General features: G+C 65.0%; 12 protein-coding genes. 8 read left to right on the forward strand and 4 right to left on the reverse strand.

Annotation, left to right across the window (positions count from 1 at the left end; genetic code table 11):
- Positions 1-29: 29 nt before the first annotated feature.
- Complete coding sequence (locus QA645_RS31410) at positions 30-1,091, reverse strand: isocitrate/isopropylmalate family dehydrogenase (RefSeq protein ID WP_283045163.1); 1,062 nt, start codon at positions 1,089-1,091, stop codon at positions 30-32.
- Positions 1,092-1,263: 172 nt separating this feature from the next.
- On the opposite strand from QA645_RS31410, the gene QA645_RS31415 reads away from it, so the two are divergent.
- Positions 1,264-2,652: an MFS transporter gene (locus QA645_RS31415; RefSeq protein WP_283045164.1), complete on the forward strand. Its 1,389-nt coding sequence runs from the start codon at positions 1,264-1,266 to the stop codon at positions 2,650-2,652.
- 7 nt (positions 2,653-2,659) lie between these two features.
- On the opposite strand, the gene QA645_RS31420 is transcribed toward QA645_RS31415, so the two are convergent.
- The 3 genes from QA645_RS31420 to QA645_RS31430 all read right to left on the reverse strand — a co-directional run bounded on the left by QA645_RS31420 (position 2,660) and on the right by QA645_RS31430 (position 6,649).
- Complete coding sequence (locus QA645_RS31420; protein WP_283045165.1) at positions 2,660-3,292, reverse strand: hypothetical protein; 633 nt, start codon at positions 3,290-3,292, stop codon at positions 2,660-2,662.
- A gap of 57 nt (positions 3,293-3,349) precedes the next feature.
- Positions 3,350-4,855: a hypothetical protein gene (locus QA645_RS31425; RefSeq protein WP_283045166.1), complete on the reverse strand. Its 1,506-nt coding sequence runs from the start codon at positions 4,853-4,855 to the stop codon at positions 3,350-3,352.
- A gap of 177 nt (positions 4,856-5,032) precedes the next feature.
- Entirely contained in the window at positions 5,033-6,649 is a 1,617-nt protein-coding gene (locus QA645_RS31430; RefSeq protein WP_283045167.1) for a B12-binding domain-containing radical SAM protein, read from the reverse strand.
- Positions 6,650-6,963: 314 nt separating this feature from the next.
- On the opposite strand from QA645_RS31430, the gene QA645_RS31435 reads away from it, so the two are divergent.
- From QA645_RS31435 to soxA, 7 genes are read left to right on the forward strand one after another with little or no spacing between them, the layout of a single operon-like run.
- Positions 6,964-7,413 carry a (2Fe-2S)-binding protein gene (locus QA645_RS31435; protein WP_254129843.1) on the forward strand — a complete coding sequence of 150 codons (450 nt, stop codon included), beginning with the start codon at positions 6,964-6,966 and terminating at the stop codon, positions 7,411-7,413.
- A 12-nt stretch (positions 7,414-7,425) separates the two neighbouring features.
- On the forward strand, positions 7,426-9,612 hold the full coding sequence (locus QA645_RS31440; protein ID WP_283045168.1) for a molybdopterin cofactor-binding domain-containing protein: 2,187 nt from the start codon (positions 7,426-7,428) through the stop codon (positions 9,610-9,612).
- Between the two features lie 44 nt (positions 9,613-9,656).
- Positions 9,657-10,940 (forward strand): NAD(P)/FAD-dependent oxidoreductase, encoded by a 1,284-nt coding sequence (locus QA645_RS31445; protein ID WP_283053437.1) that lies wholly within the window; start codon positions 9,657-9,659, stop codon positions 10,938-10,940.
- Positions 10,933-11,382, forward strand: a complete 450-nt coding sequence (soxX, locus tag QA645_RS31450; RefSeq protein WP_283045169.1) for a sulfur oxidation c-type cytochrome SoxX — start codon at positions 10,933-10,935, stop codon at positions 11,380-11,382. The genes QA645_RS31445 and soxX overlap by 8 nt, the downstream gene beginning before the upstream one ends.
- A gap of 8 nt (positions 11,383-11,390) precedes the next feature.
- Positions 11,391-11,858 (forward strand): SoxY-related AACIE arm protein, encoded by a 468-nt coding sequence (locus QA645_RS31455; RefSeq protein WP_283045170.1) that lies wholly within the window; start codon positions 11,391-11,393, stop codon positions 11,856-11,858.
- Positions 11,858-12,175, forward strand: a complete 318-nt coding sequence (soxZ, locus tag QA645_RS31460; protein ID WP_283045171.1) for a thiosulfate oxidation carrier complex protein SoxZ — start codon at positions 11,858-11,860, stop codon at positions 12,173-12,175. The genes QA645_RS31455 and soxZ overlap by 1 nt, the downstream gene beginning before the upstream one ends.
- Positions 12,172-12,951 (forward strand): sulfur oxidation c-type cytochrome SoxA, encoded by a 780-nt coding sequence (gene soxA / locus QA645_RS31465; RefSeq protein WP_254192534.1) that lies wholly within the window; start codon positions 12,172-12,174, stop codon positions 12,949-12,951. The genes soxZ and soxA overlap by 4 nt, the downstream gene beginning before the upstream one ends.
- Positions 12,952-13,023: the final 72 nt, after the last annotated feature.

Raw genomic sequence — 13,023 nt, forward strand, 5'->3', positions numbered from 1 at the left:
CCGAACCTGAAAGAAAAAGCAGAAAAAGTTCACTCCGCCTGCAGGATCTCCGCGATCGCAGCACCCGCAGCGATGGTGCCGAGCTTGCCGCCGACGTCGCGCGTCGCACGGCCCTCACGAAGCGCCTTCGCCACCGCCGTCTCGATCGCGTGCGCCGCTTCCTCGTAGCGGACCGCGCCGCTCTTCTCGCCGTGCCAGCCGAGCAGCAGCGCGGTCGAGAGGACCAGCGAGATAGGGTTGGCGACGTCCCGCCCTGCGATGTCGGGCGCCGAGCCGTGCGCGGCCTGCGCCATGGCGTAGCGGTCGCCGACATTGAGCGAGCCGCCGAGACCGAGGCTGCCCGAGAGCTCCGCGGTGAGATCGGACAGGATGTCGCCGAACATGTTGGTGGCGACGATCACGTCGAAACGATCGGGGTTGCGCACCACATGCGCCATCATCGCGTCGACCAGGATGTCGTCGACGGCGAGGCCCGGGTACGCCTTCGCCGCCTCGCGGCAGATGTCGAGAAACATGCCGTCGCCGATCTTCAGCACATTGGCCTTGTGCACGATGGTGAGATGTTTTCGTCGTTTCATCGCCAGACGGCAGGCGGCGTGCGCGATGCGCTCGCAGCACAGCCGCGTGATCCGGCGCAGCGAGATCGCGACATCGGGCGTGACCAGCAGCTCGCCATTGCCCTGCTCCATGTTGCGGTCGGCGTAAAACCCTTCGGTGTTCTCACGGACGACAACGAGATCGAAATCGCCGAGGCGACCGGGCCGCCCCGCATAGGTGCGGGCGGGCCTGATGTTGGCATAGAGGTCGAGGCTCTTGCGGAAGTGGCGCGATGGATTGATCTCGCCATGCGCCTCGTCCTTGAAGTCGAAGGTCGCGGTCGGCCCCAGGATCAGGCCGTCGGCGGCGCGCACGGTGTCGAGCAGCTCGGGCCGCACAGTGGTGCCGAACTGCTTGAGGCTCGCGTGGCCGACCGCATGTTCCTCCAGCCGCAGATTGAGCTGGAAGCGCTCGGACGCCGCGCGCAGCACGCCCGTTGTCGCGGCCGTGATCTCAGGTCCGATGCCGTCCCCCGGCAGAACGACGATTTGCATGGTGATCCCCTTCCGAGAGCGGCAGCTGGCGCGATCATACGCCAGGGCGCAGGCTCATCGCCTGACCTTCGCGCATACAATGCATGCAAGCATATGCCTGTGGAAGCGGCCTCAAGCGTAGTACATGCCGGAGATCATCGAAGCCAGGCCGCCGGAGCAAAGCGCAGAGGCAATGACAATCACGTTACCTGCCGCTGCGCGCGAGCCCGATCACCCCAAAGCCGATGGCCTGCCGGCCGAGCAGCGGCGCTGGGCGATCGCCGCGATCTTCACCGCGCTGGCGATGGCTTCGCTCGACACCGCGATCGCCAACATCGCGCTGCCTGCCATTGCCGCCGATCTGCATGTCAGCCCGGAGCAGTCGGTCTGGGTGGTCAATGTCTACCAGATCGCACTGGTGGCGACGTTGCTGCCGTTGGGGGCGCTCGGCGAGATCGTCGGGCACCAGCGCATCTATCTCGGCGGCCTCGTCCTATTCACCGTCGCCTCGCTGTTCTGCGCGGTGGCCTGGTCGCTGGACAGCTTGCTGGTCGCGCGCACGCTGCAGGGCCTGGGTGCCAGCGGCATCATGAGCGTCAACACGGCGCTGGTGCGCTTCGTCTATCCCGGCCGGATGCAGGGCCGCGGCTTCGGCCACAACGCGCTGGTGGTCGCCACCGCCTTCACCTTCGGGCCCTCGATCGCGTCCGCCATCCTCGCGGTCGGCCCGTGGCCGTGGCTGTTCGCCGTCAATATCCCGTTCGGCCTCGTCGCCACCGGCATCGGCTTTGCGATGCTGCCGAAGACACCGCGGGCCGATCACGGCTTTGATTTCCTCGGCGCGCTCCTCGCCGCCGTCTGCCTCGGCCTGTTCATCACCGGCATCGGCAGCGCCGCGCATAATCTGTCGCCGGTGATCGTGGGCATCGAGCTGGTCACGGCGCTCGCGCTCGGCTTCATCCTGACGCGGCGTCACGCCGACCATCCGGCGCCAATGCTGCCGATCGACCTGTTCAGCCGGCCGATGTTCGCGCTGTCGGCGGCGACCGCGGTCTGCTCCTTCGCGGTGCAGGGCCTCGCCTTCGTCTCGCTGCCGTTCTATTTCGAGGACGTGCTCGGTCGCTCGCAGGTCGAGACCGGCTTCTTCATGACGCCGTGGCCGCTGGTGGTCGGCATCATGGCGCCGATCGCCGGCCGCCTCTCCGATCGTCATCCGGTCGGTCTGTTGGGCGGCATCGGCCTGATCCTGCTCGGCCTCGGCATGGCACTGCTGGCCCTGCTGCCGGCAAGCCCGAGTATTCCCGATATCGTCTGGCGGATCATGATCTGCGGCATGGGCTTCGGCTTCTTCCAGGCGCCGAACATGAAGGCGATCATGGGAAGCGCGCCGCCGCACCGTGGCGGCAGCGCCTCCGGCATCGTCGCGACCGCGCGCCTGACCGGACAGACCACCGGCGCGGCGCTTGCCGCGGCGTGCTTTGCGCTCGCCGGCCACAACGGCGCCACCGTCGCACTGGCGCTAGGTGCAGGCTTTGCCGCGCTCGGCAGCGTGATGAGCTTCCTGCGGCTCGCGGTGAAGTAGGCCGGCTCTATTGCGCCGTCTGCGCGATCGGCCGGCTGACGATGGCTGCCGCATCGAGCGGATCGCATTTGACCGTCCGTCTCAGCTTCCACGCACCGTCCCAACCGGCGGTGTCGCTCACGGGCGTGAACGTAGCCCCCTGCGGCGCCAGGATGATCGGCTCCGACTTCAGGCAGGCGTCGGGAAACGCAATGCCGTGTCCGGCGCCTTTCGAGAAATGCCCGACCAGCATCTGCGACGCCTGCATCCGCGCGGCCGGCGAGGCCCGCATCGAACGATCCGCATCGAAGGCGCGATAGCATGGCCAGTCGGTATGACCGGGCGCGAACTCATAGGTGATCCTGCAAGCCGCACCGGCCGATTTCACAAACGGCGCATCCGAAGGCGCTGCGGCATCGCGCTCGAACACCAGGGTCTGCAATGTCAATGTTTCCGTCGTCGCATCCGGCGAGACGGGCTTGTCGGGATTGATCGCGATGTCACCGCGCGAAAACACCAGCTTGGTCGTGGGCCGAGCATCCCTGGTCTCCAGCACCATCGGGGGTCTTGCGGCCCAGGAACGATCCAACTCCACGTCAGCGTCGCCCATCGTCAGCCTGACATTGCCGACCGCGGGATTGTCCTTGACGAAATCGATCATGCGGAGGTGAGCGCTCTGCTTCGATGCCTCCAGGCTCAGGAAACGCAGATCGTCGACCTAGCGGGTGATCGGCATCATCGGATCGAAGCGATCATCGATGTTGAACCGGACGATCTTCTTCAGCGTGGCGGACGCGGCCGCCTTGGGCGTGGCCGGCGGCGCGACGTCGATCACAAGCAGCGAGCCGCCCGGTGAATAGGTATCGCCGAAGACGCGCTGCCAGAGCGCCGTCAGCGACGAACTCGTCCGCTGGTCGACGTCCCGCGCGAAGACGATCTGCTGTCCGCGGCGAACGACCGGAAAATTCTGGAATGCGCCAAGTGCTGCGCCCTTGCTGACGGCCTCTCCGGTGAAGTTGATGCATCTGGAGCGATCGTCATTGCCGGATTGTTCGACCGCGCGGGATGCCGAACGCGAGCAGAAGCTGAGATCGTGGCTGGTCGTCTTCTGCGGACTGATGGCCGTCGCATAGATCGGCTCCGGCGCGCCTGGAATTTCCATCGGCAGCGGAGACGTCGCGAACATGTCGACCTCCACCATGCTCAGCGACGAGCCGGAATCCTTTGAGCACAGATCCCGCCGCGGCAGCGTATTGGTCAGCAGCCGCGCGGCGTCGCCACCAACGATGCAGGACATGGTGTCCTGCGTATTGTTCCGGCTCATCCAGATCAGATGATCCTTGCCCGCAGCATCGACCAGCAAATGCGGTGCCGCATGATGGCGGCGCGGCGGCAGCCAGATCGGAACGGTTTCCGACAGCATCGGCTCGCGCTTGAGCAGTGCCTCCGGAAGCCTGGTCACGCCGACCGAGCGCAGTTCGGCGTCGACCTCGTTCGGATCCTGCGTGTACTCGAACACGGGCAGCTTTCCGCAAGTCATGCAGGTGACGGCGATATCGGATCGCACGTTCTCGAAGGACAAAATGACCTGATCGGGATCGTTGCGATATTTGGCGGGATCGACGGCCTTGAACGGGTGATCGACCACGCGGCTGGCCTGAAAACCGTCCGAGCGGAACGGATCGGATTCAAACTCGAAATAGGTCGATCGATCCCAGCCGCGAAAGGCATTGTACCCGCCCATGCTGACGCCGGCGAGGACCATCTTCGAATCGGTCTGGCAGCGCGTCGCACTGCCGGTCCCGCTGCCGTTGCGGATATAGGTGCACAGCCGGAACGCCGCATTTTGCAGGATGCGATCGCAATCGTTCTGATTGTAGCCGTAGGTGGCGAGGCCGTGCCGATAGCAGAGATCGTGAAAGACGCAGGCCTGCCGGAAGCGCTGCAGGACGAGGTGGCGTCTGCCCTTGTCGTCCCTGCTTCCGTCGAAGAAGATGTTGGTCAGCGCGGGAAGGCTGCAATTCAGTCCCTCGCCGCTGCCGCCGATCGTGCTGACGACCTCCGGCCCGGATTCGAAGGAGGTGACGGTGGCGGGCATCTCCCCGTCGGTAATGTCGTCGACATTCTTGTAGAGGGAGTCAGCGACGAACGAAGGAAGATAATTCAGGAGCAGAATGACCGCGACGATCGCCGCGATCGACCAGCCGATCACCTTCCTGGACATGCCCCACTCCGCTAAAGCCGTTCGTCGCAATGCCGGTCTGGATGACCGATGAACTTGGAAATTCGCCGAGTCGCCGCAATCGATGACACCCCGGTGTTAATCCGACGACGATCGCCCCCAGGTTGTTGTGCTGTCAAGCGAGGGGCTCACACTCGCAATCCTGAATTTGGCGGAATGTCAGGCCAGATTTCGCGCCACGGTCGCACCGTCGGCGACGACCGGAACCGGCACTTGCTCATCCAGTGCCGCGAGGCGCGCGTCGATGGCATCGATGACCTTGCGCGAAAACGGCCCGAGATGCGCATAGGCCGCGATCATCTGCACCGCGATGCGCGCCGAGGAGGTGTCGCGCTTGGCGCAGTTCATGAAGGTCTGCCAGAGCGGGCGCCCGTCCGGAATGGCGGATACCACGCGATGCACGGTCTCCATCGCGCCGACCCGCGAACGGATATCTCCTTCGGCGAGCTCGTGGCGCTGTCTCGACCGATCGAGCAGCGTCATCAGCTTGTCGACACGACCCGCATAGGCGGCCGGGCTGTAGACGCGCTCCAGCACCGTCTTGTAGTCCATCAGGATGTCGCGCAACGGGCGCACCGGATCGAAATTGATGCCGCCGGTGCACTGATCGCCGCCCGTCGTGGACGCCAGGTCATGGTCCGCGTGCAACCGGCCCTCCTTCGCGAGCCGGCGCGTGAGCTGCGTGTTCGGCAACGCATAGAGCAGACCGACCATGGCGACGGGAATCGCGGCCTCCTCGATAAAATCGATCATGGCCTCCGCCATCGAGACCTTCTCGCTGTCGAAGCCGACGATGAAGCCGGCAGTGACGAGCATGCCGGCGCCGTAGATCTTGTGGATGCTCTCGGCGATGTTGCGCCGCGTGTTCTGCTTCTTCCGCATCGCGACCAGGGTCGCGGGATCCGGACTTTCGATGCCGACGAAGATGCCAAAGAAATTCGCAGCCCCCATCAGCGCCAAAAGTTCGGGATCGTCGGCGAGATTGACCGAGGCTTCGGTCGACAGCTCGAACGGGTAGCCGTGCGCGCGCTGCCATTCGGCGAGCTGGGGCAGGAACTGGCGCAGCGATTTCTTGTTGCCGATGAAATTGTCGTCGACAAAATCGAGATGGCCGCGATAGCCCATCTGGTAGAGCCGCTCGAGCTCGACGAACATCTGCTCGGTCGTCTTGGTCCGCGGCACGCGGCCGTAGAGCTCGATGATGTCACAGAATTCGCAGGTAAATGGACAGCCGCGCGAATACTGCACACCGAGATAAAGATAGTCTTCGAATTTGAGCAGGTCGAAGCGCGGCACCGGCGTCTTGGTGACATCGGCCTGGAACTTCGGCGCGGTGAAGACGCCGGCGCGCGCGCCGCTCTCCCAGGCCGCGATGAACTCGTCGATCACGCCCTCGGCCTCGCCGAGCACCTGAAAGTCCGCATTTGCGTAGATGTGCGGGCTCGACGTCGGATCGGGTCCGCCGACCACCACCGGCTTGCCCGCAGCGCGGCACTGGTCGATCAGTCGCAGCGTATCGGCCTGCTGCGGCAGCATACCGCCGGTGAAGACCACATCGGACCAGGCGAGATCATCGTCGCCGAGAGCTTGCGTGTTGCAGTCGATCAGCCGCACCGTCCAGCTCTCCGGCAACATCGCCGCGACGGTGATCAGGCCCAGCGGCGCAGCAGGACGCCGGACGCCCATCAGCTTGCAGGACTCACCAAAACTCCAGAACGACTCCGCCGTAAACAGCGGGTAGAGCATCAGCACGTTGCAAGGGCGCGGCGCGTTCATGGAACCCCTTTCGCTTTGCTCCAGTGTACCAAAGCGGCTCCGCCTTGCACCCCGGCAAAAGGGACAAACTGTCGCTCACACTTCAGTTCCGACGTCGCCTCAGACCATGCCGCTGGCGTTCAGGGAGATGGCGCGATTTGGGCGCCGGGCCGCCCTTCTCAAGACGCGCACAACACCGCCTGGTCCATTATCTTCCCGCAGATGCGAGAATCTTCGATAGCTGCCCCTCGGACTATTGATTTGAAAGGTTCCAATTTGCCGGACACATTGCGCGCCTGAGTCCATCGGTGGATGGGCCAATCAGGGGACTTGCGATGGCAAACCTAACAATCAACGGAAAAACCTTCACGCTCGACGTCGAGCCGGACACCCCGCTGCTGTGGGCGATCCGCGAAAATGCCGGCCTGACCGGCACCAAATATGGCTGCGGCATTGCACAATGCGGCGCCTGCACCGTTCACATGGACGGGGTCGCCACCCGCTCCTGCGGGATCTCGGTCGCCGAGGCCGAGGGCAAGAAGATCACCACGATCGAGGGCCTCGCCTCCGGCGGCACGCTGCACAAGGTGCAGCAGGCCTGGATCGCCAAGGACGTTCCGCAGTGCGGCTATTGCCAGAGCGGCATGATCATGGCCGTGGCGGCGCTGCTGAGCGAGAAGCCCAAGCCGACCGACGCCGATATCGACGAGGCCATCACCAACATCTGCCGCTGCGGCACCTTCCAGCAGGTGCGCGAAGCGATCCACACGATCGCAAGCGCCTAAAGGAGCCGGCACATGAACAAGCACGTTTCCCCCAAGATGAACCGCCGCGCTTTCGTCATCGGCACCGCCGCCGTCGGCACGGGCCTGGCCATCGGACTCGATATCCCCTTCGGCGGCCCCGCCGTGGTCCGCGCGGCCGACGGTTCGCCCGAAGTCAATGCCTGGGTCGTGATCAGGTCCGACGACACCGTGGTGATCCGCATCGCCCGCTCCGAGATGGGCCAGGGCTCGCTCACCGGCCTCGCCCAGCTCGTCGCCGAGGAGCTCGAATGCGACTGGTCGAAGGTCACGACCGAGTATCCGACCCCCGGCCAGAGCGTCGCCCGCAAGCGCGTCTGGGGCGATTTCTCGACCGGCGGCAGCCGCGGCATCCGCACCTCGCAGGACTACGTCCGCAAGGGCGGCGCCACCGCGCGCGTAATGCTGATCCAGGCCGCCGCCGACGAGTGGAAGGTGCCGGCGTCCGAATGCACCGTCGACAAGGGCGTCATCACACACAAGGCATCGGGCAAGACCACGACCTACGGCAAGGTTGCCGAGGCCGCGGCGAAGCTGACGCCGCCGGCCGAAGTCAAGCTCAAGGATCCCAAGGACTGGACCATCGCGGGCAAGGGCCTGCTGCGGCTCGACACCGCCGACAAGACCACTGGCACGATGGTGTACGGCATCGACATCAAGCTACCGGGCATGCTGAACGCCGCGATCAAGGATTGCCCCGTGTTCGGCGGCAAGGTGAAGAGCTATGACGAGGCCAAGGTCGCCGGCATGAAAGGCGTCAAGAAGGTCGTCAAGGTCGGCGATTCCGCGGTCGCGGTCGTTGCCGACACTTGGTGGCACGCCAAGACCGCGCTGGAAGCCCTGCCGATCGTCTGGGACGAAGGCGACAACGCCAAGGTCTCGAGCGAGACGATTGCGAAGTGGCTGGCCGAGGGCCTCGACGATTCGCAGCCGGCCTATGTCGGCAACAAGAACGGTGACGTGAAGGCGGCAATTGCCGGCGCCGCGAAAAAGGTCGAGGCCGTCTACAACTATCCCTACCAGAACCACGCCACGATGGAGCCGATGAACGCCACCGCGCTCTACACCGCGGACAAATGCGAGGTCTGGTGCGGGACGCAGAATGGCGAGGCGGCGTTCGCGGCAGTGCTGGAGGCCTCCGGCCTGCCCGCGGAGAAGTGCGACGTGCACAAGGTGATGCTCGGCGGCGGCTTCGGCCGGCGCGGCATGACGGACTATGTCCGCCAGGCCGTCGCGATCGCCAAGCAGATGCCGGGCACGCCGATCAAGCTGCTGTGGTCACGCGAAGAGGACATGACGCACGGGAAATATCACCCGATCACCCAGTGCAAATTGACCGGCGCATTCGATGCCGACAACAATCTCATCGCTCTGCACTACCGCCTGTCCGGGCAATCGATCCTGTTCTCGGTGCGCCCCGAAGCACTGCAGAACGGCATGGATCCGGCTGCGTTCCAGGGCGTCGCCCAATCCGGCGAGGCCGCGATCGGCTACTCGGTGCCGAACCTCCTGATCGAGCATTCGATGCGCAACCCGCACGTTCCGCCCGGCTTCTGGCGCGGCGTGAACGTCAATCACAACGCGATCTACATGGAATGCTTCATGGACGAGCTCGCCCATGCCGCAGGCCAGGACCCGCTCGAATTCCGCCGCAAGCTGATGGGCAAGAACCCCAAGCATCTGGCGGTGCTCAATGCCGTGGCCGAGAAGATCGGCTGGACCACGCCGGCACCGCAAGGCGTCTATCGCGGCATTGCGCAGGTGATGGGGTATGGCAGCTATGTCGCCGGCGCCGCCGAGATCTCGGTGACCGACGGCAGCAAGATCAAGGTGCTTCGCATCGTCGCCTCCACCGATCCCGGCTACGTCGTCAATCCGGCGCAGGTGGAGCGGCAAATCGCGGGCTCCTTCGTCTATGGCCTCTCGGCGCTGTTCTACGGCGGCTGCACCGTCAAGGACGGCCGCATCGAGCAAACCAACTTCGACACGTTCAATTCGATGCGCATCAACGAGATGCCGAAGGTGGAATCGGTGATGGTGCCGAGCGGCGGATTCTGGGGCGGCGTCGGTGAGCCGACCATCGGCGTTGCGGCGCCGGCGGTGCTCAACGCTTACTTCGCGGCGACCGGCAAGCGCATCCGCTCGGTGCCGCTGCGCGACCAGAACATCAGCTTCGCGTAAGAGACGCCGCGGCGGCCATGACGGCCGCCGCGGCATTTGCCTGGATGATCCGCATGACAACGCGACCGATGACACGGCGAACTGCCGTGCTCGGCATCACCGCCGCGACCGCGACATTGGCGCGGCCGTCAGTCCTGCGCGCGCAATCGACAAGCCGCATCGTCGTGGTCGGCGGCGGCTTCGGCGGAGCGGCCTGCGCCCGCGCGCTCAAGCGCGCGCAAGCGGACTTGCAAGTCATCCTGATCGAACCCAATGCGGTCTTCACCACCTGCCCCTTCAGCAACGAGGTGATCGCAGGCCTGCGCGACATCGACGCGCAGCAGTTCGACTACGACAAGCTGGTTGCCGAGGGCGTCACCGTGATCGGCCAGGCCGTGACCACCATCGAACCGCAGCTGCGTAGCGTGCTGACGGCCGATGGCGTCGCCCTGCCCTATGACCGCCTCGTGCTCTCGCCCGGCATCGACTTCCGCTTCGAAGCCCTGCCCGGCTATGACGAGGCCGCATCGGAAAAGATGCCGCACGCCTGGAAGGCCGGCGCGCAGACGCTGTTGCTGCGCAGGCAGCTGGAGGCGATGGATGACGGCGGCACGGTCGCCATCGCGATTCCCCCCAATCCCTCGCGGTGCCCGCCGGCTCCTTACGAGCGCGCCAGCCTGATCGCGCATTATTTGAAGACCAGGAAGCCGCGCTCCAAAGTGCTGATCCTCGATGCCAAGGACAATTTCTCGCAACAGCGGCTGTTCGAGAAGGCGTGGAAGGAACTCTACGGCGACATGATCGAGCGCATCGGCCTGTCGCAAGGCGGCCGCGTGACCTCGGTCGATCCCGCGACCAAAACCATCGTCACCGAGTTCGGCAACTACGCGCCCGATGTCGCCAACGTCATCCCGCCGCAGCGCGCCGGCCACATTGCCGAGATTGCGGGCGCAACCGACGCCACCGGCTGGTGCCCGATCGATCCCGTCACCTTCGAGTCAAAGCTCGTCGGCAACGTCCACGTCATCGGCGACGCCTGCCTCGGCGGCGGCATTCCCAAATCGGCATCGGCCGCGAGTGCACAAGGCAAGGCCTGCGCTGCGGCCGTCGTCAATCTGCTCGCCGGGCGCACGCCGGAAGCGCCACGGCTGACCGGCGTCTGCTACAATACGGTCGCGCCCGGTTACGGCTTCTCGCTCGCCGGCAACTATCAGCCCAGGGGCGACATCTTTGCCGAAGTCGAGGGCGGTGCGACAAGTCCGGTCGATGCGCCGCGCGAACTGCGCGCTCGCGAGGCGGCCGAGGCGGAGCGCTGGTTTCAAACCATCACGGCGGACACCTTTGGCTAGATCGAGGGTCTACATCGCTGCACTGATCGCCAGTCTCGTGTTGGTCTCCGGCGCGCGCGCCGAGGGACTGGCGCCCTATCAGATCACCGGCGATGGCATCGCGAATTCGCTGACGGGCACGCCCGGCGATGCCGCGCGCGGACGCGCATTGGTGCTGGCGCGCACGACGACCTGCATCCTCTGCCATTCCGGCCCCTTCCCGGAAACGCGGTTCCAGGGCGACCTCGCGCCGGATCTCACCGGTGCCGGGAACCGCTGGACGGCGAGCCAGTTGCGGCTTCGGATGGTTGACGCCGCGCGCTTCAACCCGGACACCATCATGCCCTCCTATTATCGTGCGGATGGTCTCGTCCGCGTCGGACGCAATTTCGCGGGCAAACCGATATTGTCGGCTGCGGAGATCGAGGACATCGTGGCCTTTCTTGCAACGCTTCGGGACTAGGATTGTTTATGCCAACGACGCGACGACATTTCCTGAGCCTTGCCGGCGGCGTCACGGCCGTCGGCGCGATTCCGATCGTCACGCTGCGGCCGGTCGAAGCAACGCCGGCGATGCTCAACACCGCGATCCGCAACGTCGTCGGCGAAGCGCCAATTCGCACCGGCAAGGTCAAGCTCGACATTCCGCCGCTGGTCGAGAACGGCAACACCGTGCCGATGACAGTGACCGTCGCGAGCCCGATGACAGCGGACGACTACGTCAAGAGCATCCACGTCTTCAACGAGAAGAACCCGCAGCCGAACATCGGTAATTTCTATCTGAACCCGTCTTCGGGCCGCGCCCAGATTTCGACGCGGATCCGGCTCGCCGACACCCAGAAGGTGGTCGCGATCGCCCGCCTCTCCGACGACAGCTTCTGGCAGGTCTCGGCGGATATTGTCGTGACGCTGGCCGCATGCACCGAGGAGGTGAACTGATGGCCGCCCTCATCAATGTTCCCGCAAAGGCCAAGCGCGGCGACGTCATCGAGATTCGCACGCTGACTTCGCACATCATGGAAACCGGCTTTCGCCACACCATGGACGGCGCGCTGGTGCCGCGCGACATCATCACGAGCTTCACCTGCCGCTACAACGGCGCCGAGATCTTTCGTGCCGATCTGTTTCCGGCCATCGCCGCCAATCCGTATTTGTCCTTCTTCACGGTCGCCAAGGAGAGCGGCAAGTTCGAGTTCGAATGGATCGGCGACAACGGCTATTCGTCCACCGCGTCGGCATCGATCACGGTCGAATGAATTTGTGGCGCGCGATAGTGCTGGCGGCGCTTGTCGCCACGGCCCCTGCCCTGCTCGCCGGTGAAATCCCGCCCGATGCGCGCCGCTCCGGCTATTCCTTCATGGGCCCTGACACCCGCGCCATGCAGGATGACGATACCTCCAATCCGGGCATGCTGTTCGTGCTCGACGGCGAGGCGCTGTGGACAAAGAAGACCGGCAGCGCGAACAAGGCGTGTGCGGACTGCCATGGCGATGCCAAGAGCAGCATGAAGGGCGTCGCGGCACGCTACCCTGCCTTTGACAAGACCCTCGCACGCCCCGTCACGCTCGACCAGCGCATCAACCTCTGCCGCGCCAATCATCAGCAGGCGAACCCGCTGCCTTACGAGAGCCGCGACATCCTGGCGCTGTCCGCCTTCGTTGCCCACCAGTCGCGCGGCATTGCGATCACCGCGGGCGATGACCCACAACTAAAACCTTTCGTCGAACAGGGCCGCACTCTCTTCATGCAGCGCGAGGGGCAACTCAACCTGGCCTGCACCAATTGCCATGACGACAACTTTGAGAAGCGCCTCGCCGGCTCGCCGATCACGCAAGCGCAGCCGACCGGATATCCGCTCTATCGGCTGGAATGGCAGACGCTGGGATCGCTGGAGCGGCGCCTGCGCAGCTGCATGACCGGCGTCCGCGCCCAGGCCTACGAGTATGGCGCGCCCGAGCTGGTCGCGCTCGAGCTGTATCTGATGTCGCGGGCCCGCGGAATGCCGATGGAAACGCCGGCGGTGCGACCGTAACGCCCAAATTAGGGCTAGGCAGGCGTGGAACGGTCGCTAGTATCCCCCCAAATTGAGTCACAGGGAGGAATT

This window comes from Bradyrhizobium sp. CIAT3101 (assembly GCF_029714945.1).
Lineage (GTDB): Bacteria > Pseudomonadota > Alphaproteobacteria > Rhizobiales > Xanthobacteraceae > Bradyrhizobium.